The sequence below is a fragment of the Halobacillus sp. ABD4_316 genome (genome assembly GCF_056161385.1).
In genome coordinates this window covers 488,371-513,507 of record NZ_JBSWZA010000001.1, presented here as the reverse complement: position 1 = coordinate 513,507, position 25,137 = coordinate 488,371, and the positions used below count along the sequence as shown (strand labels likewise).

The 25,137-nt window shown below is 46.4% G+C and carries 25 protein-coding genes; 3 read left to right on the top strand and 22 right to left on the bottom strand.

The window, feature by feature from the left end:
- Positions 1–81: 81 nt before the first annotated feature.
- From tlp to acnA, 4 genes are all read right to left on the bottom strand, one after another.
- Positions 82–315 carry a small acid-soluble spore protein Tlp gene (tlp, locus tag ACXAJH_RS02785; protein ID WP_474993453.1) on the bottom strand — a complete coding sequence of 78 codons (234 nt, stop codon included), beginning with the start codon at positions 313–315 and terminating at the stop codon, positions 82–84.
- A gap of 131 nt (positions 316–446) precedes the next feature.
- Positions 447–590, bottom strand: a complete 144-nt coding sequence (locus tag ACXAJH_RS02780; RefSeq protein ID WP_084163013.1) for an FbpB family small basic protein — start codon at positions 588–590, stop codon at positions 447–449.
- Positions 591–640: 50 nt separating this feature from the next.
- Positions 641–1,228 carry a TlpA family protein disulfide reductase gene (locus ACXAJH_RS02775; protein WP_474971432.1) on the bottom strand — a complete coding sequence of 196 codons (588 nt, stop codon included), beginning with the start codon at positions 1,226–1,228 and terminating at the stop codon, positions 641–643.
- 115 nt (positions 1,229–1,343) lie between these two features.
- Positions 1,344–4,049 (bottom strand): aconitate hydratase AcnA, encoded by a 2,706-nt coding sequence (acnA, locus tag ACXAJH_RS02770; RefSeq protein WP_474971433.1) that lies wholly within the window; start codon positions 4,047–4,049, stop codon positions 1,344–1,346.
- A gap of 278 nt (positions 4,050–4,327) precedes the next feature.
- Here acnA and ACXAJH_RS02765 point away from each other — a divergent pair, with 278 nt between their 5' ends.
- Positions 4,328–4,756: a DUF2621 domain-containing protein gene (locus ACXAJH_RS02765; RefSeq protein WP_027954301.1), complete on the top strand. Its 429-nt coding sequence runs from the start codon at positions 4,328–4,330 to the stop codon at positions 4,754–4,756.
- 17 nt (positions 4,757–4,773) lie between these two features.
- On the opposite strand, the gene ACXAJH_RS02760 is transcribed toward ACXAJH_RS02765, so the two are convergent.
- The 7 genes from ACXAJH_RS02760 to ACXAJH_RS02730 form a co-directional block, all read right to left on the bottom strand.
- The gene (locus ACXAJH_RS02760) at positions 4,774–5,256 is read right to left on the bottom strand and encodes a CcdC family protein (RefSeq protein WP_474968583.1); all 483 of its coding nucleotides are present in this window, start codon (positions 5,254–5,256) and stop codon (positions 4,774–4,776) included.
- A 100-nt stretch (positions 5,257–5,356) separates the two neighbouring features.
- On the bottom strand, positions 5,357–5,800 hold the full coding sequence (locus ACXAJH_RS02755; RefSeq protein WP_474968582.1) for a Na(+)/H(+) antiporter subunit B: 444 nt from the start codon (positions 5,798–5,800) through the stop codon (positions 5,357–5,359).
- Between the two features lie 68 nt (positions 5,801–5,868).
- Positions 5,869–6,573, bottom strand: coding sequence for a cytochrome c biogenesis CcdA family protein (locus ACXAJH_RS02750; RefSeq protein WP_027954298.1), 705 nt, complete (start codon positions 6,571–6,573; stop codon positions 5,869–5,871).
- Positions 6,574–6,714: 141 nt separating this feature from the next.
- Positions 6,715–6,939, bottom strand: a complete 225-nt coding sequence (locus tag ACXAJH_RS02745) for a YneF family protein (RefSeq protein WP_008640348.1) — start codon at positions 6,937–6,939, stop codon at positions 6,715–6,717.
- A 343-nt stretch (positions 6,940–7,282) separates the two neighbouring features.
- A complete protein-coding gene (gene tkt, locus ACXAJH_RS02740; RefSeq protein WP_474968570.1) occupies positions 7,283–9,286 on the bottom strand; it encodes a transketolase in 2,004 nt (667 codons plus the stop codon).
- A gap of 171 nt (positions 9,287–9,457) precedes the next feature.
- A complete protein-coding gene (locus ACXAJH_RS02735; RefSeq protein ID WP_474968569.1) occupies positions 9,458–9,691 on the bottom strand; it encodes a DUF896 domain-containing protein in 234 nt (77 codons plus the stop codon).
- 101 nt (positions 9,692–9,792) lie between these two features.
- Positions 9,793–10,443 carry a YneB family resolvase-like protein gene (locus tag ACXAJH_RS02730; RefSeq protein WP_474968568.1) on the bottom strand — a complete coding sequence of 217 codons (651 nt, stop codon included), beginning with the start codon at positions 10,441–10,443 and terminating at the stop codon, positions 9,793–9,795.
- Between the two features lie 306 nt (positions 10,444–10,749).
- Between ACXAJH_RS02730 and lexA the strand changes: the two genes are divergently transcribed.
- Positions 10,750–11,373, top strand: coding sequence for a transcriptional repressor LexA (lexA, locus tag ACXAJH_RS02725; protein WP_027954294.1), 624 nt, complete (start codon positions 10,750–10,752; stop codon positions 11,371–11,373).
- Positions 11,374–11,438: 65 nt separating this feature from the next.
- Here the strand turns inward: lexA and ACXAJH_RS02720 are convergent, their stop codons facing one another.
- The 9 genes from ACXAJH_RS02720 to miaA form a co-directional block, all read right to left on the bottom strand.
- Positions 11,439–11,669, bottom strand: a complete 231-nt coding sequence (locus ACXAJH_RS02720) for a hypothetical protein (RefSeq protein WP_474968566.1) — start codon at positions 11,667–11,669, stop codon at positions 11,439–11,441.
- Between the two features lie 87 nt (positions 11,670–11,756).
- Positions 11,757–12,857, bottom strand: a complete 1,101-nt coding sequence (locus tag ACXAJH_RS02715; protein WP_474993025.1) for an N-acetylmuramoyl-L-alanine amidase — start codon at positions 12,855–12,857, stop codon at positions 11,757–11,759.
- Between the two features lie 232 nt (positions 12,858–13,089).
- Complete coding sequence (glnA, locus tag ACXAJH_RS02710) at positions 13,090–14,421, bottom strand: type I glutamate--ammonia ligase (protein ID WP_474968564.1); 1,332 nt, start codon at positions 14,419–14,421, stop codon at positions 13,090–13,092.
- 28 nt (positions 14,422–14,449) lie between these two features.
- The gene (locus ACXAJH_RS02705) at positions 14,450–14,854 is read right to left on the bottom strand and encodes a MerR family transcriptional regulator (RefSeq protein WP_474968563.1); all 405 of its coding nucleotides are present in this window, start codon (positions 14,852–14,854) and stop codon (positions 14,450–14,452) included.
- Between the two features lie 110 nt (positions 14,855–14,964).
- Positions 14,965–16,227, bottom strand: a complete 1,263-nt coding sequence (locus ACXAJH_RS02700; protein ID WP_474993023.1) for a methionine gamma-lyase family protein — start codon at positions 16,225–16,227, stop codon at positions 14,965–14,967.
- Between the two features lie 17 nt (positions 16,228–16,244).
- Positions 16,245–17,480 carry a GTPase HflX gene (hflX, locus tag ACXAJH_RS02695; RefSeq protein ID WP_474968561.1) on the bottom strand — a complete coding sequence of 412 codons (1,236 nt, stop codon included), beginning with the start codon at positions 17,478–17,480 and terminating at the stop codon, positions 16,245–16,247.
- Positions 17,481–17,559: 79 nt separating this feature from the next.
- Positions 17,560–18,501 carry an AAA family ATPase gene (locus ACXAJH_RS02690; protein ID WP_474968560.1) on the bottom strand — a complete coding sequence of 314 codons (942 nt, stop codon included), beginning with the start codon at positions 18,499–18,501 and terminating at the stop codon, positions 17,560–17,562.
- A gap of 149 nt (positions 18,502–18,650) precedes the next feature.
- Entirely contained in the window at positions 18,651–18,875 is a 225-nt protein-coding gene (gene hfq, locus ACXAJH_RS02685; protein WP_474968559.1) for an RNA chaperone Hfq, read from the bottom strand.
- 30 nt (positions 18,876–18,905) lie between these two features.
- Positions 18,906–19,850: a tRNA (adenosine(37)-N6)-dimethylallyltransferase MiaA gene (gene miaA / locus ACXAJH_RS02680; protein ID WP_474971438.1), complete on the bottom strand. Its 945-nt coding sequence runs from the start codon at positions 19,848–19,850 to the stop codon at positions 18,906–18,908.
- A 186-nt stretch (positions 19,851–20,036) separates the two neighbouring features.
- Here miaA and ACXAJH_RS02675 point away from each other — a divergent pair, with 186 nt between their 5' ends.
- On the top strand, positions 20,037–20,396 hold the full coding sequence (locus tag ACXAJH_RS02675; protein ID WP_160835678.1) for a helix-turn-helix domain-containing protein: 360 nt from the start codon (positions 20,037–20,039) through the stop codon (positions 20,394–20,396).
- Positions 20,397–20,522: 126 nt separating this feature from the next.
- Here the strand turns inward: ACXAJH_RS02675 and mutL are convergent, their stop codons facing one another.
- Both mutL and mutS read right to left on the bottom strand, forming a co-directional pair.
- Positions 20,523–22,406, bottom strand: a complete 1,884-nt coding sequence (mutL, locus tag ACXAJH_RS02670; RefSeq protein WP_474993021.1) for a DNA mismatch repair endonuclease MutL — start codon at positions 22,404–22,406, stop codon at positions 20,523–20,525.
- 13 nt (positions 22,407–22,419) lie between these two features.
- The gene (mutS, locus tag ACXAJH_RS02665) at positions 22,420–25,005 is read right to left on the bottom strand and encodes a DNA mismatch repair protein MutS (protein WP_474993019.1); all 2,586 of its coding nucleotides are present in this window, start codon (positions 25,003–25,005) and stop codon (positions 22,420–22,422) included.
- Positions 25,006–25,137: the final 132 nt, after the last annotated feature.

Sequence of the window (25,137 nt, the reverse complement as noted above, 5' to 3'; positions counted from 1 at the left end):
TATCATAGTCACCGGAACATGTAGATGAAGATGCACACGATATGAAAAACCGCTTCTCCTTTTAGAGAAGCGGTCAGCTCTTTAATATTGTTGATGTCGGGAATGGGCGGACTCTTCTTTGATCTCCTGCCTCATCGCTCGGAGAGACTCATTTCTCCGTTTGTTTTTGTCTTCAATGTTATGCTGTTCCTCTTCTGTAGCATACGCAAGAGCATCATGAGAAGCTTCAATGTTTTCAATCGTGTTCTGCACTTTCTCCTGAATCCGGTCTACATTGTCGGCACGGTTATCTGGATTTGGTTTTTGATTGGCCATATGCTGTTGTTTATGAGACATACAAAACCCTCCTGTCTGCGTTCAATCGCCCCATCCTCATGGAGTCATCCTTACTTTCCCCATAAAGGACGGATTTATGAACACGTAAAAAAAGAAAAGCAGATTCCGGTTTATGACGGAATCTGCTTTAAACGGTCCTTATGTCTTTTTTCTATACGATCATCAATCTGATCCATCAGCTTTTGATCAGACTCAATCGTTCTTATGTTTTCTTTTACACGCTCTTCAAAAGAAACAGGTTTATGTTTTCTCATGGAAATCTCTCCTTTACTGGTATGATTTCCACTTTGGACAAAAATTATTCCTATTTTAGCGCATTTTTCATTTTTTCCATATCCTCATATGTCATTGGCCCTACGATCCGGGGCTCCTGGATAGTGCCGTCTGTCCCGATGAAATAGGTGGTCGGTATCGAAATGATCTGATAATCCTGATTCAAGGATAATTCCTTATCCAGCAGCACTGGGAACGTGTAGCCTCCGTCCTCTACGAACGTAGCAACATTCTCTATGCTTTTTTCAGAACCTGTCCCATTCACAGCAAGGATAACGACTTCTTCTCCATATGCTTCCTGAAAACGCTGCATTTCAGGCATTTCTTCCCTGCACGGCGGACACCATGTCGCCCAGTAATTCAGAAACACCTTTTTCCCTTTAAAATCAGAGAGGCTGACCTTTTCACCCTCGAGAGTTTCCAACGTAAAATCAGGAGCAGTATCTCCCACCTGCAGCCCTTCAGGAGCATTGGGGGCCGTCATCCCTGTACCGTCCTGACTGCCGCTGATTCCAGGCTCATCTGAAGTCTGATGTTCCGCGCTTTTTTCCTGTGTTACAGAAAAGAGGCCGAATATGAGAAGTCCGGCTAAAAAAAGACCAGCGATCCATTTCTGCATAGATTTCCCCCGCTTCTGGTTGTCCTTATTCTATGTATAAGAATATAAAAAAAGATTATGTCCGTAAAGCCGGGAATAAAAAAAGACCGCTCAAAAGAGCGGCCTCTCTTTCCCATTATTTAAGCTTATTACGCAGAACCATCTGCAGGATTCCACCATGGCGGTAGTAATCCACTTCCACTTCACTGTCAAAACGGGCAATGACATCAAATTCTTTCTTATTGCCTTCTTCATCCACAGCGGTTACCTTAACAAGGTCACGCGGCTTCACGTCTTCACCGACTTCAACGTCGAACGTCTCCCGACCTGTAAGACCAAGGGATTCAACAGAATCTTCCGGTTTGAACTGCAGTGGAAGAACTCCCATCATGACAAGGTTGGAACGGTGGATACGCTCAAAGCTCTCAGCGATTACTGTCTTAATGCCGAGAAGGTCGGTCCCCTTGGCCGCCCAGTCACGGGAACTTCCCATACCATAATCATTACCGGCAATGACCATCAGAGGCGTTTGATCCTCCTGATACTTCATAGCTGCCGTATAAATCGGCATGACTTCTTCTGTCGGCCAGTAAGTTGTAAATCCACCTTCTGTACCCGGCGCAAGCTCGTTACGGATCCGGATGTTGGCGAACGTTCCGCGCATCATAACTTCATGGTTACCACGGCGGGAACCGTAGGAGTTGAAGTTACGCGGGCTGACTCCTTTATCCTGCAGGTACTCTCCTGCCGGCATATCTTTTGGAATCGCTCCTGCCGGTGAAATGTGGTCCGTCGTAACAGAATCACCGAACTTACCAACAACCCGCATTCCATTCAGTGGTTTAACTGTCTCGGGATCTTTGGAAAGACCTTCAAAGAACGGCGGGTTCTGGATATATGTGGAATCATCATTCCAATCATATAATGGCTCATCTGTCGTCTGGATTTCATTCCATTTTTCATTGGAATTGAAGACACTTTCATATTCTTTACGGAAGATTTCCGGAGTCACTACGCGGGCGATTTCCGCTTTAATTTCTTCCTGGGAAGGCCAGACATCGTCAAAGTAGATACCTTTTCCATCCGCTGTTTTACCGATCGGCTCATTTTTCAGGTCGATATCAACCGTACCAGCCAGTGCATACGCAACAACAAGCGGCGGAGAAGCCAGGTAGTTGGCTTTCACGAGCGGGTGGATACGCCCTTCAAAGTTCCGGTTACCGGAAAGAACAGAGGACACGGTAAGGTCACTGTCAGCAATCGCTTTTTCAATCTCAGGAAGAAGCGGACCGGAGTTTCCGATACATGTGGTACAGCCGTACCCGACAAGGTTGAAGCCAAGCTGGTTTAAGTAATCCATTAATCCTGAATCCTCAAGATAGCGGGTTACAACCTTGGAGCCCGGTGCAAGGGACGTCTTCACATAGTCAGGAACCTGCAGTCCGGCTTCCACCGCTTTTTTCGCAACAAGTCCGGCTCCAAGCATAACGTGCGGGTTGGAGGTGTTTGTACAGGACGTGATCGCTGCGATTGCAAGAGCACCTGTTTTCATGACCGTTTTGTCGCCGTTTTCGAACTGGACTTCCGCCTCTTTCTTAAATTCAGACTTATCAAGTCCGAATCCGTGGTTGCCGGCAGGGCCGGTGATCGCTTTTTCGAAGGAGTCCTTCATCTTGGATAATGGAATCAAATCCTGTGGACGCTTAGGACCGGACAAGTTCGGCTCCAGCTCCCCGAGATCGATTTCAACCAATGACGTAAATTCAGGATCTTCGAAAGATGGATCATACCAGAGGTTGTTGCGCTTGGAATATTCTTCGACAAGGTTGATCTGCTCTTCGCTTCGTCCAGTCAGACGGAGATATTCCAGAGATTCCCCGTCCACCGGGAAGAAGCCGCATGTAGCTCCATATTCCGGTGCCATGTTGGAAATCGTAGCACGGTCAGCCAATGGCATTTCCTGTAGTCCTGGACCAAAGAACTCCACAAACTTCCCGACAACGTTCTGCTCACGAAGCACCTGGGTTACTTTCAATGCAAGGTCCGTAGCTGTTGTCCCCTGTGGGAAGCTGCCATTCAGCTTGACCCCGATGACTTCCGGTGCAGGGAAATAAGACGGCTGACCAAGCATTCCAGCTTCAGCCTCAATGCCACCAACACCCCAGCCAAGAACACCGAGACCGTTGATCATCGTCGTATGGGAGTCTGTACCTACAAGTGTATCCGGGTAAGCCTCATAGGTGCCGTCTTCCGCTTCCAGCGCGTGAACGACATTTGCAATATATTCAAGGTTTACCTGGTGGACAATACCTGTTGCCGGTGGAACAGCACGGTAGTTATCAAAAGCTTTCTGGGCCCAGTGAAGGAATTCATAACGCTCTTTGTTTCGTTCAAACTCAAGCTCCATATTCACATTCAGTGCATCAGGTGTGCCGTATTTATCCACCTGGACAGAGTGGTCGATGACAAGATCCACCGGTACTTCCGGGTTGATTTTGTCTGGACTTCCGCCCATGTCGACCATTGCTCTTCTCAAGGAAGCAAGATCAACAACAGCCGGTACGCCGGTGAAGTCCTGCAGAATAACACGGGAAGGTTTGAATGGTACATCTTCCCCTTTTGATTTTTCAGTTCCCCAGTTTGCTAGACTCTCCACGTGCTCATCTTTGATGACACGTCCGTCGTGCTGACGAAGCAGAGACTCCAGTAGGATACGGATGGAGAAAGGCAGACGGGAAATCTTGCCGTGTCCCGCATCTTCTAAGGCTTTCAGATCATAATAGTTATAGGTTTGGCCGTTTAGGTCAAATTGTTTGCGAGCTTGAAATGCATTGCTAGCCATTTTCCTTTTACCCCCTCATCAATATTCAAACAATGGCCTTTATAGAGGCGTCATTGTTCCCCAAATTTGTACATTTGAACCCTTATGTATTACCCAGGTATCAAATCCGCACTATTAATTGTAAATGAAAACGATTTATAAGTAAAATGAATGACAGCAAATTTTTCTGAATTGGGAGTTTTTTAAACAAAAAACAACATTCCATCTCTACTTGAGTTTGCTTACACTTCGAATTATAATAAAATTAACAAAGATTTGAATATGAAACGGGTGATCTTATGTCAGGTGGTTTTGCACTCTTTATAGTCGGCTGGATAATCATTATGGTCAGCCTGATGGCCATCGGCGGATTTTTTATGTTCCGGAAATTTTTAAAACGACTCCCAAAAGAGGATGGAAAATCGACCATAGACTGGGAAGAATACTATGTGGACAAGACCCGGCATATGTGGTCGAAGGATCAGAAGGAGCTCTTGGAGGAACTGATTTCTCCTGTTCCAGAACTGTTCAGGGATGTAGCACGCCAGAAAATTGCCGGCCGCATTGGTGAACTTGCCCTCAGCAGCCGCAAGAAAAAAATCACAGAAGAAATTCTCATCGAAGGCTACATTCTTGCCACACCGAAAAGGGACCATAAGTTTCTGGTCAGGAAGTTGAATGAAAAAGAAATCGATATGACTCCGTACCAGACGCTTCTGGAGAATTGAAAAAAGGACCCCGCTGTTCAGGCGGGGTCCTTTCCTGTCTGTATCTTCTTTTCCAGGCTTAAGTACTGTTTCAGCATGGCAAGGCGCCAGGTAATAATCATGCCAAAGGCGAGCAGGAAAAACATACCGCTCGTCTCTCCCAGAGACACATGCTGGCCGACGATCAATTTAAAAATGATCCTTACAGCAAGAAGTCCGAACAAAATCATGATGAATGACTTTGAAGGTTTTAAGTAAATATCGCCATCCCGGACTTCGAATTTCGAGGTCCGGATGAGGAAGATAGAAAAAAGCGCTCCGATGGATACAGCCTCGAGAACCTGCGTCCACTCGACACGAAAAATCGGTAAAACAAACATCAAGGCGCCTGTACTCATAAAGAATGGCGGTAGAATAATTTTTTTCACACTGGCAGGCTTTCTAGCTGCTCTCAGGCGCACGAAGATCATCGCTGTAGCCATGAAAGCGGCTGCCACCGTACTTGCAATCAACCAAAACATATAAATCCACTCTTTCTGTTCCATCTAGTACGGATCAAGAATTGAGGATCACCGCGGTCCCTTTCACCTTCAGCTAAAGTTCCCGTGATTTCACAGGTCCTTACACACCTTCCTCTTCCCCGCGGTCGTTCGCAATGGTGAGAATAATGGTCATCGTCACGCCTACGACAGCAAGATACACTCCAAGATCAAACAGCAGTGCTGTAGCAAGCTCGGTTTTACCCAGGACAGGAAGCTGGAAATAGGCAAAGGTCTGGGTCAAAAACGGCTGGTCAAATAAAAGACCACCGATACCCGTCAATGCTGCAATCAACAGTCCAACAGGAATCACATGCCTGAAATTGATCGGAAGAATCTTCTCCATCGATTTGATTCCGTAGGCCATATACATCAGCACAATAGCCGCTGATGTCATGAGGCCCCCAATAAAGCCTCCTCCCGGCGCATTGTGGCCGGCGAAAAACAAGTAGGCTGAAAATCCAAGCAGAATGAAGGCGATCAGCGTTGTAGTGGTTCGTAAAATGATGTCATTGGTCCGGGTCATACGATTTCTCCTTTAGTGATATGTTTTCTATTTTCATGATAATACAAAAAACGGGTAAAATCCACGCATTAAAACCCTTGAAAATCAAACAAGCCGGCTAAATAGGACGTAAGCATGTACATCCAGTTGAAATACAGGGCAATTCCTACGGCAATCATAATGTACCCACCTGCTTTTACAATACCCGCGCTGTGCCTTCTGATCCATCCCAGACGTCCGATGAAGAAGGAAAGCGCAAAAAAAGGAATTGAAAAACCCAGGGAATAGGCGATCATCATCACGAGAAACAAATCAGGTGAATCAGCAGCCAGGGAAAGGACAGCAGCAAGAATCGGTCCGGTACACGGGGTCCACCCGAGCGAAAACGTAAGGCCGATTAAAAATGTCCCTAAGTACCCGGATGGTCTGTTCTTAAAGGTGATTTTCCGGTCTTTCATTAAGAAGTCGAAATTGAATACACCAATAATGACAAACCCGAAGAAAATAATGAGAATGGCCCCCAGTCTCCGGATGATCGTTTCGTTTTGGATAAGAAACTGGGAAAAGAACGAGCCGGAAAAACCTAAAATCAGGAAAATTGTTGTGAAGCCCAGCAGAAAAAGAAGCGTATGTATAAAACTGGTCCGCTTCAACATGCCATTGTCCTCTTTTAATTCCTGCACACTCATTCCTGTTATGTACGAAAGAAAGGCGGGATATAAAGGAAAGACACATGGGGAAATAAACGATAAAAAGCCTGCTCCAAAGGCAAGGAATAAATTAACATCCATAATCAGTCTCCCCTTCCTATTTCATGATATGATCCGCTGTCTATTTTAGCAGATGAATCTGCTAAAAGGACACGGCGATGTGAACATCTGTTGAACGGCCCTCATAGAGAAAGCCTTCTTTCCCGGGAAAGAAGGCTTGATTAATTATTTCATTTGGTTGTTCATGGAACGCATCATCTGATTGATCTTCTTCTGAGAAGGCTTCTGCCCCATCTGCATCATCAGTGTACGTAACATTTGTTCATTGATTGGCGGGTTCTTTTTCAAATAGTTCATCATATATCTTCTGGCGATGAAGAAGCCTAGTGCAACACCACCGACAAGAGTCAATAGAGCAATGATGATAACCCAAACGATCCCCAATGTCATGTCTTCGTCTTCCTCCTTCGTGTTGTCTCCCATAACAGTATAGTAAAACGATTAATAGAATACAATAGCCATTTCTAACGCGGCCTCCTCTCCACCTCTGCAGCCTTCATAAACGACTCCAATGGTGAAGATACCCCTTGGATGAGTAAAGTACCCGGTTTCCGTCCTCTGGGAGAAACAACATTCATTCTTACTCTTTATTATACCATAAGTCAAGCCATTTTCGAAAAGGTCACAAGCTTGTTCCTTATAAAACGGCTGGATGCTTCTATCGTAAAAGTTTATCACATGAGATTCACATATGTATAAGGAAGGCTGTCCCTATAGGAACAGCCTTCTCCACTTACTTCATAAGGTTTTCAGCATGTTTGACAACATTTTCAACCGTAAAGCCGTAGTTCTCAATGACTGTATTACCTGGAGCTGAGGCACCGAATGTGTCGATACCAATGACAGATCCGTCAAGACCTACATAGCGCTCCCAGCCGAAGGAAGCTCCCATTTCAACAGCCAGGCGCTTACGCACGCTGTTCGGAAGAACCTTTTCTTTATATTCAGCGGACTGCTCATTAAAGCGGTCGAAGGAAGGCACACTCACGACGCGGACATCATAGCCTTTTGTCTTAAGTTCTTCCTGAGCTTTAGCAATCAACTGAACCTCTGAACCAGAAGCAAGAAGAATGGCATCCGGCTCATCTTTATCTGAATCACTCAAAATGTAAGCCCCACGTTTCATACCTTCGTATGCATGCTCTTCTGTTCCTTCCAGTGTAGGAAGTCCCTGACGAGTCAACACAAGGGCTGATGGCTTATCTTCGGACTCAAGAGCAAGCCTCCAAGCTGCATTGGTTTCGTTCCCATCCGCCGGACGAAGCACGGAAAGGTTCGGCATTGCTCTTAAAGAAGCCAGCTGTTCCACAGGTTCGTGGGTCGGGCCGTCTTCCCCTACAGCAACGGAATCGTGAGTGAACACATAATTGACTGGAAGACTCATAAGAGCTGACAGTCGAACCGCTGGACGAAGGTAGTCACTGAATACGAAGAATGTTCCAGCATAAACTTTCAATCCGCCGTGAAGCCCCATACCGTTCAGGGCAGCTGCCATAGCGAATTCACGTACACCGAACCAGATGTTGCGGCCGGCGTAATTCTCACGGGAGAAATCTTCTTCGCCTTTCACAGCCGTTTTGTTGGATCCTGCAAGGTCCGCACTTCCACCAAAGAAATATGGAACGGCTTTGGACAATGCATTGATGGCGTCACCAGATGCTGCACGGGTAGCCGGACTGTCTTCGCCGACTTTATAAGATGGAAGTTCCTTCTCCCATCCTTCAGGCAGCTCTCCACGGATAGCGGCTTCCAGTTCTTCAGCAAGCTCTGGATAAGCTTCTTTGTAGGAAGCCATCAATTCGTTCCAGGACTGCTCTTTGTCCTCGCCATTTTTCTGAACTTTATCCTGGAAGTCCTGGTATACTTCATCAGGAACATGGAATGGTTCGTGTTCCCATCCGTAAAACTGTTTGGCAGCTGTTCCTTCTTCTTCGCCCAGTGGAGCACCGTGCGAATCAGATTTACCGGACTTGTTAGGAGAACCATAGCCGATCACAGTCTTCACTTCGATCATCGTAGGCTGGGATGTGTTGGCTTTTGCCTGCTGGATCGCTTGTCCGATCGTTTCCACGTCGGTACCATCCTCAACACGGATAACTTCCCAACCATATGCTTCATAGCGTTTTTCAACACTTTCACTGAAGGAACGGTCAAGATCTCCATCAAGAGAAATATCGTTGGAGTCATAAAGGACAACCAGCTTTCCAAGACCAAGGTGGCCGGCAAGCGAAGCAGATTCCTGGGAAACTCCTTCCATCAAATCACCGTCACCGCAGATGGAGAATGTATAGTGGTCCACGACGTTGTAGCCTTCGCGGTTGTATTTTCCGGCAAGATGGGCTTCAGCCATCGCCATTCCGGTTGCCATTGCGAGTCCCTGTCCCAGAGGACCGGTTGTTGCTTCCACACCGTCTGTATGTCCATATTCCGGGTGTCCGGGAGTTTTAGAATCCCACTGACGGAATGATTTTAGATCATCCATTGTCACGTTATAGCCGGAAAGGTGCAGAAGGCTGTATAGAAGCATGGATCCATGTCCTGCGGAGAGGACGAAACGGTCGCGGTCGAACCAGTTTGAATTTTTAGGATTATGATCCATAAATTCCGTCCAGAGTTTATAAGCCATTGGAGCAGCCCCCATAGGCATACCCGGGTGACCGGAACTTGCTTTTTCTACTGCGTCGATCGTTAGTGTTCGAATGGTATCAATTGAAGTTTGTTCAAGACTTTTTGCCATTTCCAATAATCCCCTTTCTGTACAGGTATATGTACCATGTATTATCCTATAATGAAACAAGGCGTTGTGCAAACTTTTGTCCTCCGCCCTTCCTTAATTTCCCCGTGTTTCTGTAGAATTAAACGAAAAAAATCCGCACCTTTTAAAGAAGATGCGGATCGGTTCAGTCGTTTAGTTTTTCTTTTCGTTTTCCTGCATTTGACGCAGTTTGGCAGGGGTCACATCATTCCCGGCAGGATCGATAACCGTGACACCTTTCAACTGGTTTTTGAATGATTTACGGGCACTCTGTAAATATTCCTGACGCAGGTTCTTCTGTTCGCTTTTCTCTTCTTCCGATAATTCCTGCTGCTTTGATTTATTGGCTAATTCGTTTATACGGTCCAATTTTTCTTGAGATAACATAGATCCTTCTCCTTTTTTTATAGTCTGGATCAGCTTTAGAACATGAAAAAGACAAGCAGCCCTAAGACTCTTGTCTCCCTTATGTTCCTATAGTAACCTGCCTATTCTTCTTTTTCAAGTGATATGTACTCTTGATAGCGGCGGTGAACCGTTGCCTTGGATACATCATACCCAAGCCCTCTTAGTGTTGCCGCAATGTCCTTGAACGTCAAATCACTCCCTCTGAGCCTGACAACCTCTTCGATCGGAAATTCTTTCCTCTCTCTCCCCGCTGCCAGATGCTGATTGGACAGGTTCGAAGATGGATCATAGCCTTCGGCGACCGCTTTCTGCATCCCCCGCCTGATTTTCATATTATGAATTTTTCTCTGGTACTCCTCAACGATGCCCACAATCTGAAGAACCATGGAGTCTGACTCGGAAAGATGCAGTTCCCCGTTATGGGTTAAGGAATAAACCTTAACATTCAACCGGTTCAATTGATGGAACAAAGCGATTTTTGTATTTCCCCTGCCAAGCCTCGTCTCATCCTGAACCAACAGAGCCTCTGCTTCGTGATTGGAAAAAGCATCAAGCATCTGGAAAACACCTTCCCGTTCAATCTCATACCCGCTCGCCTGCTCCTCTATACAGGCGGCCACTTCCATTCCATGGTGTTCGGCCATGGCATACAGTTCTGCCTTCTGTCTTTTCAAGGAGCTGACCTGGGCCTCTTTTTCCGTACTTACGCGACAATATAGGATTACTCTCATGATGTATGTCCCCGCTTCTACTGGTTATCAAGGTTTATCCGCTTGTAACCATAGAATAATAGAGAATAGCAAAACTAACAATAAACAAAACGATATAAGTGTAGTCCAGTTTTGATAGTTTATTAAACATAATTAACCCTCCATTTAAGAACGAACGTTCCTAAGAACCTCTGTTCGCGTTTTCTAATACCTATTATAGACGAATGTATGTTCTTGTCAACGACTTTTTTCGAACGCTTGTTTGTATTTTTGAGGATGGCATGGTACAATGTGGTTACTATAATCCTATGTACGAGGTGCTAATCTATGAGCAAACTTTCAAAGCGGCAGCAGGAAATACTAGATTTCATAAAAGAACAGGTTCTACTAAAAGGATATCCCCCATCTGTAAGGGAGATCGGTCAGTCTGTAGGGCTGGCCTCCAGTTCAACCGTCCACGGTCATTTATCCCGTCTTGAGAAAAAGGGATATATCCGCAGGGATCCCACGAAACCAAGGGCCATCGAAGTGATTGAGCTGGAAGAAGACCACAGTATCCCCCGCGGGGAAGCCACTTATGCCCCTGTCATCGGTAAAGTTACGGCTGGTTCACCGATTACGGCGGTAGAGAACATTGAAGAATATGTTCCCCTCCCGGATACGCTTGCAGGATCGGAAGACAATACGTTCGTCCTTATCGTTCAAGGAGAAAGTATGATTGAGGCGGGCATTCTTGACGGGGACATGGTCATTGTCAGACAGCAGCAGACTGCCCAGAACGGGGATATAGTTGTGGCTATGACGGAAGAGGAAGAGGCTACTGTCAAACGATTCTTTAAAGAGAAGAATCACATCCGTCTTCAGCCTGAAAATGCCACGATGGAACCGATCATTTTAAATGATGTATCCATTCTCGGAAGAGTCGTCGGCTTATACCGTACCGTTCATTAATACACATACAAAAAACGGCGGGAGCAATCCCGCCGTTTTTTGTATTGAACATGAGAATATGAACGTTAAGAAGCCCCCGTACGATTTCTTTTATTCCGTCTCCGGAAATCAGCAGAATAAATATTCTTCTTCAAAAATGTGCGGACGCTCTTCTTCTGCAGACAATAAGCAAGGATGGCATCAGGATGGTTTTTAATCACTCTTACAGAACGCTGAGACCAATGTTTCCCCTTAGATAAATAGATCATATCGATGATCTTCTTATTTTCTACAGACTGTTTGAAAATCGTTTCCATATTGCACACCCCTTAACCGAACATTTGTTCTACATTTATTATATGCAGGAACAAGGGAAATGTACACTGGAATGTTTTGCAGCTCTTTTATTTACTTAAATAATTTTTAATGTTTTGGGAGGTTTCCAATCTGGTTTTTCCCGTCAAGTCAATAAAATTACTCCCCTTAAGCCCATCTGTGCCTCCTCCAGCCACAATAATTTGTTCAGCCACCTGACGTTTTTCTGCTACGGCTCTAAGTGCAATTAATGCATTTTTACGGATTGCCAGCGCTTCAACGGCAGGAAAATCCGCAAAAGAATTTATGACAACTGCCAATTTTTCCATTTCCTCTTCTCCTTTATCCAGGTCTTCCAAGGCTTTCTGCACAGCCGCTTTCGTTTTCGGTCCATAAAAGCCGTCCACTTCAAGCTTCTGGTCTTTTTGAAAAGCCTTGACTGCCGCTTCTGTGGCAGGACCGAAGCTGCCGTCAGCTCCATAACCATTCATGGTATAACCCAGTTTTAATAAGTTCTCCTGCATTTCCTTGACTTCCGCGCCGGTATCCCCAAGCGAAAGATAGTCGATTCCGCCATTGAACGGAACTCCAAAGTATTCTAAAATGCCCCGGGCGTGCTCCTCTGCAACTTCTTTTTGAAAGCGTTCGTCAATCATCAATAATGCTTCCCTCTTGTTATCCATATAGCCGTTCTCTGTTAACACTGCCGGCATATCCGTTTCACGTAGAACGTGGAAGTTCGCTTCTTTAATCCCTCTGAAGTTTTGATCGGTGCCCTGGCGTAAGTATTTCGCAAGTGATGAAGCAAGACGCCCGGCGGACCGGTTCAAATATCCGGGGTAGACGTAAAGTTCGATTCCGTTTGGATCTGCCCCGCCAAAGGACCCATCAAAAGCATTGTAGTGAACGGATACATAAATATCCGCATTGTTCTCATTGGCCGCTCTCGTCCTGTAGGATAATGGTGTGTCTTCATCTGTCGGTGCTACGAGAAGCACGCGGAATCCATGATCCAGCAGAATGTTCGATAAATACTGTACAACTTTACGATTGAATTCGTTCTCCTTGATTTGTCTGCCTAATTCCTGAATGTATGGCGTTCTTTTTCCCGGAGTTTCCATTCCATGTCCATCATCCAAAGCTACTGTACGTCCATTCCATTTCCCTGGTGGATTGATTAATCTTGCCATATACATCCCTCTCTCCACTCTTCCTTCCTGGAAAAGGGGGTTTACTAGGACATTCTTCTATCATCCTACTCCAAATGTATGCTTGGATAAGAACGTTGGTGTCGGCCTTTCCTATAAAATGATGAACCATGTTAGATTTTCTCCCAGGATTCGGGGTGATTCCAACGGCAGATGCTGAGGAAAATATAAAAAAGCCCCGACTTATGTAAGTCAGGGCCTTCTGTCTTTCTATTTAATAGGTCTGCAGATATTGCTCGCGCTCCCAAGGATGAACCTGGGTACGGAACATATCCCATTCGATTTCCTTCGCTTCAATGAAATGCTCGAACAGGTGCTCACCGAGAGCTTCCACCATGATCGGGTCTTCCTGAAGCTCTTCCAATGCATCATATAATGTTGCAGGAAGGTCTTTGACACCGTGAGCCTCACGTTCTTTTTTATCCATAACGTAAATGTTGCGGTCTACTGGTGCTGGAGCCTGAAGTCCATTTTCCACACCATCAAGACCTGCAGCAAGCAGGACAGCCATTGCCATGTAAGGGTTGGCGGCTGGATCCACACTTCTCACTTCAATACGTGTGCTGATGCCACGGGACGTCGGTACTCGAACAAGCGGACTGCGGTTCTGTCCGGACCAGGCTACGTAGCATGGCGCTTCATATCCCGGCACGAGACGCTTATAGGAGTTTACAGTCGGGTTGGTCACCGCTGTAAAGTTTGTTGCGTGCTTAATAATGCCTGCTGTGAACTGATAAGCCACATCGGAAAGCTGTTCCTTTCCACTTTCGTCAAAGAACGCATTGTTCCCATTCTTAAAGAGGGACATGTTGGCATGCATACCAGATCCGTTCACACCAAACAGAGGCTTCGGCATGAAGGTTGCATGCAGACCGTGCTGACGCGCGATCGTTTTAACAACAAGCTTGAAGGTCTGGATATCATCACAGTGTTTCACAGCATCTGCATATTTAAAATCAATTTCATGCTGACCCGGGGCAACCTCGTGGTGGGAGGCTTCGATTTCAAAGCCCATCTCCTCAAGTTCCAGCACAATATCACGACGGCAGTTTTCCCCAAGATCGGTAGGAGCGAGGTCAAAATAACCGCCACGGTCATTCAGCTCCAGGGATGGGTCGCCTTTTTCGTCTAATTTAAACAAGAAAAATTCAGGTTCTGTACCGATATTAAAGGCAGAGAATCCGAGTTTCTCCATTTTCTTAATGTTGCGCTTCAAGTTATAGCGCGGGCATCCTTCGAAAGGAGTTTCGTCCGGGTTGTAAATATCACAGATGAATCGGGCCACTTTCCCTTTTTCTGACGTCCATGGGAAAACGACAAACGTATCCAGGTCAGGGATCAGGTACATATCTGACTCCTCGATACGAACAAATCCTTCAATGGAGGATCCGTCAAACATCATTTTTCCGTCCAGTGCTTTGTCGAGCTGGCTTAGTGGAATCTCCACATTTTTGATTGTGCCCAGCATATCCGTGAACTGCAGACGGATGAACTTGACATTTTCCTCGTCGATTTTCTTAAATATTTCTTCTCTTGTTAAACCCATAGAAATACCCCTCTCCAACAAAAATTCATTAATGGAAGAATCTTGACATTTCTCCCTGCCTGATGGCTAGTTTTCCTTGTCTTCCCGCGGTGAATAGTTCCTGCTGCAGCATACGGCGGAGCTGTTTATCGGTCAATTCATTGTGAACTTCCTTCACACGGTCTCCATCGTACACCTCGTTCTCGGGCTGTTCTTCAAGCTTAAGAACTTTTTTTATTCCCGCCATATTCACTCCCTGGTCAATGAGGTCCTTGATTTCAAGCAGTCGATCGACATCATTGAAGGAAAAAATACGACGGTTCCCTTCAGACCTGGCAGGGTGGATCAGCTCGTGCTGCTCATAATAACGGATCTGCCTGGCTGTAAGGTCTGTTAACGATTGAACAATCCCCATCGGGAACAACGGCATAGAACGACGAATTTCATCACTCATCGATGTGCCTCCTCCCGTAAAGATGATACTTTTATTATACGTGACAGAGGGAAGATGTCAACATATGTGAGGAATGTTTACACTATAGCCGCGCTTTTTTTGTAAGGGCTTTAGTAGGCTCTGGAATCCACCTTTACCATTCCTTCATCGGCAAGACCCTGCACCGCTTTCATCACAGCTGTTTTCACATGAGCATACGTAAGTCCGCCTTGTACATAGGCGGTGAACGGCGGGCGTACAGGACCGTCGGCCGTGAGCTCCAGGCTCGCCCCTTGTATGAAGGTCCCCGCAGCCATAATGACCTCATCCTCGTAACCAGGCATGGCACTCGGCTGTGGGGTTACATGGGAGTTCACCGGAGATGCCTGCTGAATAGCCTGACAGAATCGGATCATCTGATCGGCACTTTCAAAATTGACGGATTGGATCAAGTCCGTTCTCGGAGCATCGAAGGACGGATTCGTATCAAAGCCTAATTCACTTAAAAATCTGGATGTGAAGACAGCTCCTTTCAGCGCTTCCCCTACGATGTGGGGAGCGAGGAAAATCCCCTGGTACATTTCCTGGAGACTGTTCAAACTGGCCCCGGTTTCCTTACCGAGCCCCGGAGCTGTCAGCCTGTAGCTGCACAATTCAATGAGACTTTTCTTCCCGGCTATATATCCGCCAATGCGGGCGATCCCTCCACCAGGATTTTTAATCAAAGATCCCGCGATAAGATCTGCTCCTGCTTCAAGAGGTTCTTTTGTCTCCACAAATTCGCCATAACAATTATCAACAAAAATGATGACATCCTCTTTCAAGCTGCGAACAAACGAAATGATTTCCTCTATCTTTTTAATGGGGAAGGAAGGTCTGTTGTCATAGCCTTTGGAGCGCTGAATCGCGACAACCTTTGTTTTCTCCGATACAGCTTCCTTGATTTTTCCTTTGGAAAAATCACCCGCCTCATCCAGAGGGGTGGACCGATACGTTACACCGAAATCTTTAAGGGAACCTTTATCCTCTCCACCCTCTGTACCAATCACTTCTGTCAGCGTGTCATAAGGATCCCCGGATATGTAGAGAAGCTCATCTCCCGGGCGCAGCACGCCGAACAGTGTCGTCGTAATCGCGTGCGTGCCTGAAATAAGCTGAGGACGGACAAGGGCATCCTCCGCCTTAAAAATCCGGGCATACAAGGCTTCCAGGGTATCTCTGCCGAAATCATCGTACCCATATCCTGTTGTTGGATTGAAATGGGAATCACTGACCCGTAGTTTTTGAAAGGCATCAAGGACCTTGGATTGGTTTTCTTCAACGATGCGCGCAATGTGTCTGTGTTGATCTGTAATTTGTGTTTCTACTTGTTCTTTCAAAGCTTGAATATTCATGCTGCACTCTCTTTCTATTAATAAATCTGATGTTTCAATGGATGGTCGGGATGGATATATCCGTGAAGGGCATACCCTTCCTTATCCTCATGGAACGTAAGCGATGTGACCATGCTGTACGTTTTGAACTGCTGCAGACGTTTCCCTTCAGAAGCAGGGATGAAGACGTCATACTCGTCCCATTCTTCTTTAAGTACCTCTTCGAGTTTATGAAGGATCCGCTTCAAATCGATGGAATCATGGACACTCACAGTTATAGAAGGAAATGAATCCGGAATGAAATCTTCGTTCAGAAGGTCCATCTTATTATAGACCGTAAGCATGGGAAGCTGCGAAGCACCGAGGTCTCCGAGCAGCTGCAGCACGATTTTCTCCTGTTGGATGTGATCCGGATGGGACGCATCCACCATGTGAACGATAAAATCTGCTTCCGTTACCTCTTCCAATGTGGAACGGAAAGCGGCGATCAGCGTTGTTGGAAGATCCTGAATGAAACCGACCGTATCCGATACGAGCGCCTGGAAGCCCGAAGGCAGGCTCATCTGCCGTGTCAAAGGATCAAGCGTCGCAAACAAAAGGTCCTCCTCGAACGACCGGCTGTCTGTGACTCTATTGAAGAATGTCGATTTTCCTGCGTTGGTGTAACCTACAATAGCCACCTGAAACGCCCGGTTTTCTTTTCTCCTCTTTCTATACTGCTCCCTCTGCTTCACAACAGCATCCAGCCGTCGTTTGATATCATCAATCCGGCGCTGGATATGACGCCTGTCTGTCTCAAGTTTTGTTTCACCAGGACCACGGGTTCCGATTCCACCCCCGAGTCGGGACAGTGACGTTCCCTGCCCGGAAAGACGTGGAAGGAGGTACTGCAGCTGTGCGAGCTCTACCTGAAGCTTCCCTTCTTTCGTCCGTGCCCGGCCGGCAAATATGTCCAGAATCAATTGGCTGCGGTCAATGACCCTGACCTCAGCGATGTCCTGAATATTTCGAAGCTGTCCTGGAGAAAGCTCATCATTGAATATAATCAGTTCCGCCTCATTATCTTCGGCGGCTTCCTTAATTTCCTGCAGCTTACCCTCACCAAGATACGTGGCCGGATGAACCCGGTCACGCTTTTGTGTAATAATCTTACACACTTCTCCCTCGGCGGTTTCTGTCAGGGACTGCAGTTCTTCCAAAGAAGACTGGAAGCGTTCCTCCAGCTCCGCCGGATCTTTTCTTGCTACTAAAATGACGCGTTCATTTGCGCTCATCTAAACACCTTCTTTTCTACACCTGTATCATCCACCTTCATCATAACAGAAAAAGGGGATCTATGAGTATCATCCCCTTTTAATGGACACGCCCTTCGTCTTTTGGAAATGAAAAATCTTCGGCTTCAAGCGTCATCAGTACCGCTTTTGCCGGGGACTCTTCTGTCATGATACGAAACGCGTGCCTCCGGACAGCTTCCTCGATCATATTCCTCACATATCTGGCATTGGAAAAATTCAAACGGGAGCGGGAGCAGACGGACCGCAGATGTTCGTGAAGTTTCACCTCAGCTGCAGGAGCCAACTGGTATTCCCTGTCTTTAAGCATCCCTCCGGCTATGGAAGACAACTCACGCCACGAATAATCCTTGAAGGAAAGCTTTAATGGAAACCGGGAGGATAGGCCGGGGTTAATGGTTAGAAAATCTTCCATTTCTTCCGGATACCCGGCAAGGATGATGACGAGTTCATCATGGTGATCCTCCATGCATTTCACAATGGTATCAATCGCTTCCTTACCGAAGTCCTTTTCACCACCACGCGCCAGTGAATACGCCTCATCAATAAAAAGAACCCCTCCAAGGGCTTTATGGATTAAATCCTTTGTTTTCTGAGCGGTGTGCCCAATGTATTCTCCCACCAGGTCACTTCTGTCCGCCTCAATAAAATGACCTTTTTCAAGCACTCCCGCTTCATGAAAAAGGCGGGCGACCATACGGGCCAATGTCGTTTTTCCGGTTCCGGGATTCCCTTTAAACACCATATGAAGCACCTGCTGGTTCTTTTTCAACCCGGCATCAGCCCTTTTCCCAGCAATGACCACCTGCGCATAGATCTCTTTCATCTGCCTTTTCAAACCTTCAAGACCTACTATGGAAGAAAAGAAATCATCAATCATCTGGAAGGGCGGGGGGGACAGTTCCTTGGTGAGGACCCTGCTTTCTGGTGCAGGCCCTGCCTTTGCATCTTGAAGCACAATGTTAATCGTACCAGGCCTTGCTGTTTTAGCTTGCGGATACACGTGGATCCCTCCTTACTCTGCTTCATCATACGCATCAGGGAAAGAACCTGTGACAAACGCCCACAGCAAAAACAGTCTGATAAAACCACAAAAAAGCGGATGCTTCAAGAGCATCCGCTTTTCCCATTCACTCAAGACTTATGTAAGCCTTATTCCTTATCCAGCGATACATTTTTGATTGGTGCGAATGTAGAGATGGCATGCTTGAATATCAACTGCTGCTTCCCTTCGGTTTCCAATAAAACAGTGAAATTGTCAAAAGCCTTCACTACTCCACGCAGTTGGAAGCCGTTGGTAAGAAAGACTGTCACCTGCATACGTTCCTTGCGTAGTTGATTTAAATAGTTATCTTGAATGTTTACGGATTGAGCCATGGATCTTCCTCCTCTTTTCTATCTGTAATATTACGATTCGCCGCTTTTATCGATCATTCCTGCTAAATCTGCGAAAATCGTTTGAAATTTATCCTCATAGTTCTCAGGTGTTACCTCATACCAGTGGACATCCAGTTTGTTTTTAAAGTACGTGTACTGCCGCTTGGCATAGCGCCTGGAGTTCCGTTTAAGAAGGTCAACCGCTTCCTGAAGGTCCACCTCCCCTTCCAGGAATGGAATCAATTCCTTATAGCCGATGGCCTTCATGGACTGGGCATCTTTAAGTCCTGCCTGATATAAGCGGCGGACTTCCTCCACAAGACCCTCTTCCACCATTTGATCCACCCGGTTGTTAATACGCTCATAGAGACGCTCCCGGTCCATCTCAAGACCGATCAAAAGAGGGGTAAATGGAGAATCCCAGGCTTTCGCCGCCTCCTGCTCACTCATCTTTTTCCCAGTTGTTTCATAAATTTCGAGCGCACGCAGCACCCGGCGGCTGTTATTTGGATGGACTTTAGCTGCTTGGTCAGGATCCAGGCTTTTAAGCTTTTCGTACATATGCACGGGACCTTGATCGGCTGCCTCTTCTTCAAGCCGCTTCATTACTGCTTCGTCTTTCTTTTCCTCTGTAAACTCAAAATCAAACAAGGTTGCTTGTATGTAAAGGCCGGTTCCACCTACTAAAACAGGGAGTTTCCCCCGCTTTTGAATTTCATATATTAATGACTGGACCTTCCTTTGGAATTCAGCTGCAGAAAAAGACTCTTCAGGATCCTTGATATCAATCATATGATGAGGAATTCCCTGCATTTCGTCCCGGGTCACTTTGGCTGTTCCAATATCCATAGTCCGGTAGATCTGCATGGAATCGCCACTGATAACTTCTCCATTAAACTTTTGGGCAATCTGAACACCCAGCTTTGTTTTACCGACCGCGGTCGGTCCAACAACAGCAGCTACCATTGGTTTCAAACTTCCACCTCCTTTGTTCCATCTCTATTATACATGAATGGCTCTACAATCATACCTCAACGACTTAATCAACGGAATCCGTTAGTCATAGTAACGGATTCCGTTAGTTAAATTCAAAATATTCGTTAGTCTTACTATCGCATATCGTTAGTTTGTGTTATAGTATAAAAAAAGGAGGCGTCTACCGTGGTTCATGAAAGGATTCGCACACTTCGCAAAGAAAGACGTTTGACTCAGGCTATGCTGGCTGAAAAAGTCGGTGTTTCTCCCCAAGTGGTATCCAACTGGGAGCGCAGCTATACATCCCCTGATCTAGAAGACTTGTCGAAGATTGCTCATGCTCTTCATACCACTGCAGATTATCTCCTTGGATTGAGCGACGAATTGGAAGATGAAATGAGGGAAATCAAGCACCTTCTGGAAACGAAGGGATATTCAAAACCTGTGTTTTTTGATAAAAAAGCCTGGTTCGGAATACAGCCGGAAGATATTAAGCAGATCGATAATTACTTTCGTTTTCTGCTCCAGCAGAAAAACATTTCCTGACCCTCCCCTGTTCTTGAAAATTAATGCAGACATACAGAAATAATATTACGTAAACTACTTGTATCTGTTTATATATTGTCCATAAAAAAAGACAGCCGGATCTAAATCCGGCTGTCTTTTTTCTATTTACATAACACGCTTGAACATTTTTTCCATCTCATATTCAGAGAAGAAAACAATAATCGGTCGTCCGTGTGGACAGGTAAATGGATCCGTCGACGTCCTCAGCTCCTCAAGAAGCTGAAACATGTCGGATTGATTCAAGTAATGATTGGCTTTGATGGATCGCTTGCAGGACATAAGGATGGCTGCTTCCTCCCTCAATTTCAGAATGTTTATCCGCTCATCCTGAACGAGCTGCTGGATCATATCATCAATGACTTCCTGCTCAAATCCAGCAGGAAACCATGTCGGGTGACTGCGGATGATATACGTGTTGTCACCGAATGGTTCAAAGAACAAGCCAACTTTTTCGAGTTCCTCTTTATATTCTTCAATTTTCAATGCTTCCTGTTTAGAAAAATCAAAGGTTAATGGAATTAACAGCTCCTGGACCTCATGATCAACCTGAGCCAGTTTATCCCGGAAAAACTCATATTTGATCCTTTCCTGTGCTGCATGCTGGTCGACGATATACATCCCTTCTTCATTCTGGGCGAGTATATAAGTCCCGTGAAGCTGGCCGATCGGGTACATGACGGGAACGCGGCGGCCGCCTTCCTTTTTAGACGACGCTTCATTTTCCTGTTCATCCGGCTTTCCAGCAACTTCTTCCTCGGTGGTTTCCGGTTTAAAATCAGCCGTCATTTCCTTCAGCATCGCTTCCTGCTCTCCTGCAAAAACGGGGGACGGCTCTTCTTTCACCTCCGGTGCAGCCGGCGGCTCTTCTTTCAGCAGATGATCGGCAGCAGACTCTCTTTGATTATGAGCTTCTTCTTTCCTTGTTTCATGAAACGCAAACGTTTTCTGTTCGGAATACTCCTTTTTCGGTTTCGCTTTCGTTTCCTGAACATCAGGAATGAGGGTTTCCTTACGAAATGTATGGCGGATCGTCTCTTCAAGGAGAGCATACAGCTCTTTTTCCTTGCTGAACCGTACTTCTAATTTAGATGGATGGACGTTGACGTCAACAAGAATCGGATCCATCTCAATATTCAGGACAACAATTGGATTTTTCCCAATTGGCAGAAGGGTATGATACCCCTGTTGAACGGCTTTATTCAAAGGCACGCTTTTAATATAGCGGCCGTTAATGATCGTGGACATATACTGCCGGGAAGCCCGGTACACTTCCGGCTTCGCTATATACCCCTTCACTTTGAAATCCGACGTTTCCATTTCCACAGGAACCATTTTCCTCGCTGTATTCATGCCGTAGATGCTGGCAATCACCTGCAGCAGATCCCCGCGTCCGTTGGTTTTGAAAATCTGCTTCTCATTGTGCGTGCAAACGAACTGCACTTCGGGATGGGCCAGGGAAATCCGGTTCAATACATCTGTAATATGACCAAGTTCTGTATGGATCGTCTTCATATATTTCAACCGTGCCGGAGTATTGAAAAACAACTCTTCCACCGTGATATCTGTACCCTTCCTCGCGTCTCCTCGCCCCTTCTGCATAAGGTGACCGCCCTCAAGGTCCAGTTTTGTTCCGGCTTCTTCACCTGTAGACGTCTGAATGCTGAGCCGGCTGACGGCAGCGATACTTGCCAGAGCTTCTCCCCGGAAGCCGAGGGTGCGCACGTGGAATAGATCATTTTCATCCAGAATTTTACTCGTTGCGTGCCGGTGAAAAGCCCGCTCACAGTCTTCTTCCTCCATCCCTGCTCCGTTATCGATGATACGAATGCGCTGAAGACCGGCTTCCATCAAGTCAATCTTCACCCAGGATGCACCTGCGTCAATACTATTTTCCACCAGTTCCTTTACGACAGAGGCAGGCCGCTCGACCACTTCTCCGGCTGCGATTTTGTTGGCCAGGTGATCAGGCATCAGTCGAATGCGTGCCATACGTGAACCTCCTTTATTTCTTCAAGCTTTTTTGAAGCTGATACAGTTCGTTCATAGCGTCCATCGGTGTCATCTCCATTAAATCAAGAGATGAGAGCCGCTTTTCAAGATTTGAAATCTGGCTGGCGCTTTGCTTTTCCTGTTTCGGTTTTTCTTTTGGTTCTTCTACAAATAAACTGAGCTGCTCTTCTTCATCCCCTGCAGCCGATTCTTTGGGCCCGGATGCCCCTTCCAGGTGTTCCAGCAGCTCTGTCGCCCGTTTAATCAGCGGATCCGGAAGATCGGCCAGTTTTGCAACATGGATGCCGTAACTTTCATCGGCTGGGCCATCTTTGATCTGGTGCAGAAAGACGACATTTCCTTCATATTCTTCCGCCCTTACGTGGACGTTTTTCAAACGATCCAGTTCATTTTCCAATGATGTTAATTCATGGTAGTGGGTGGAGAATAATGTTTTAGCCTTAATTCTTCCATGAATGTACTCTACGATGGACTGGGCCAGCGCCATTCCGTCATAGGTGCTCGTTCCTCTTCCGATCTCATCCAGCAGGATCATACTGTTTTCTGTTGCATGTGTAAGGGCGTGATTGGCTTCAAGCATTTCCACCATGAACGTACTGTGCCCGGACACAATATCGTCTGCCGCTCCGATTCGTGTGAAAATCTGATCGAATATCGGAAGAGAGGCAGAACCGCACGGAACGAAACTTCCCATCTGACCAAGAACGGATGTTAAAGCAAGCTGCCTCATATACGTACTCTTACCGGACATGTTCGGACCGGTAATCAGAAGGACATCCGTTTCATCATCCATATAGATGTCATTCGGTACAAATGTTCCATCCTGCATGACCCGTTCAATCACCGGATGCCGGCCCTGCTGAATATCGACCATGCGGCGGTCGTTATAAGATGGGCGGACATATTGATACGATTCCGCCACCTGGGCAAAACCCTGCAGCACATCAATGCGGCTGATCTGTTCAGCCAGATGCTGCAGTCTTTGTACATAGGACTTGACGTTCTCCCTGACGTTGAGGAACAACTGGTACTCAAGTTCCACACTCTTTTCCTGCGCCTCAAGAATCAACGTTTCCTTTTCCTTTAATTCCGGTGTTATAAAGCGCTCTGCGTTGGTCAATGTCTGCTTCCGCTCATACATGCCTTCGGGCAGGTAGCGGAGATTGGCTTTTGTCACTTCAATATAGTAGCCGAAGACACGATTATACCCGACCTTCAGGGATTTAATGCCTGTTTTTTCCCGCTCTTTCTTTTCAAGCTCAGCAATCCACTGCTTACCATTTTTCGAAGCTGAGCGATAGTCATCGAGCTGTTGGTCGTATCCGTCACAAATCAATCCACCCTCTTTCACACTGATAGGAGGATCTTCGGCAATACTATGCTCCAACAAATCCTTAAGCTCCTCCAGAGGATCAATCGTCTGATATAGTTCTTTCACTGAAGTGTTGTCAAACTGCTGAAGCGTAGCAAGTATTTCAGGAATCCGCGCAAGGGAATTTTTCAACTGGAGAAGATCCCTGGCATTGACGTTTCCAAAAGCCACCCGCCCCGCCAGACGTTCCAGATCATACACGTTGGTGAGCTGTTCCCGCAGCGTTTCCCTTTCAAAAAATTGATCAAGGAAACCCTCCACCTGCTCATGCCGTGTTTCGATGGCCTGTTTCGAAAGAAGCGGACGCTCCATCCATTTTTTCAGCATGCGTGCGCCCATGGATGTCTTCGTTTTATCTACCACTGAAAGCAGGCTGCCTGTTTTCCCCTGCTTACGGATGGTTTCCAACAGCTCAAGGTTCCTTTTCGAGTACATATCGAGCGTCATATACTGTTTCAGCTCAATGACTTTTACCGGCTGCAAATGATCGAGCGAGCGCTTCTGCGTATGCTGGATGTAGTTCAACAACCGGCCGAATCCTGTTAACAGCTTGTCCTGCTGGATTCCTGCCGTCAGTGACGAGAGGTCCGGATGAATGGTCGTCTCATCCTGGTGGGAGAGTGTGTAGCCGAGGCGCTCCCTCAGCATCAACTGCTGCTCTTCATCAAAATCGGAGGCAACGACAACTTCACGAACAGGTCGGCTGTACAATTCACTCAAGGCTGCGTCAAACCCTCCGGGAATTAAGGCTGTGCTATTCTCTCCGGTAGTTAGATCGTTGTAGCTCACGGTATATGATCCATCTTCAAAAGCGCTCAATGAAGCAAGGTAGTTGTTTTCCTTCTCATCCAGCATGCTGCCTTCCATTACGGTACCCGGCGTAATCAGCTGGACGACTTCCCTTTTTACAACGCCTTTGGCTTCCTTCGGGTCTTCCACCTGTTCACAAATCGCCACCTTGAAGCCTTTTTCAATCAGCTGCCTTATGTAGTTTTCTGCCGAGTGATACGGGACGCCGCACATCGGAATGCGTTCAGTTCCCCCGCCATCTCTGCTTGTTAAGGTGATTTCAAGTTCCTGCGATGCTTTCAGGGCATCTTCAAAAAAAAGCTCATAAAAATCCCCGAGCCTGAAGAATAAAAACGCGTCCTTCTGATCGGCTTTAATCTTTAAATATTGCTGCATCATTGGTGTATACTGTGCCATTCGGTCAATCCTCCAAAACGTACGTAGAATTCTTCATCCATTATAGCACATGGAAACAACCCTCTTTAACAAATCGCTCATAGGTAAACCTTAAGAAATCTCCATGCCAAACGCAGAGCATTGACGCAGAAC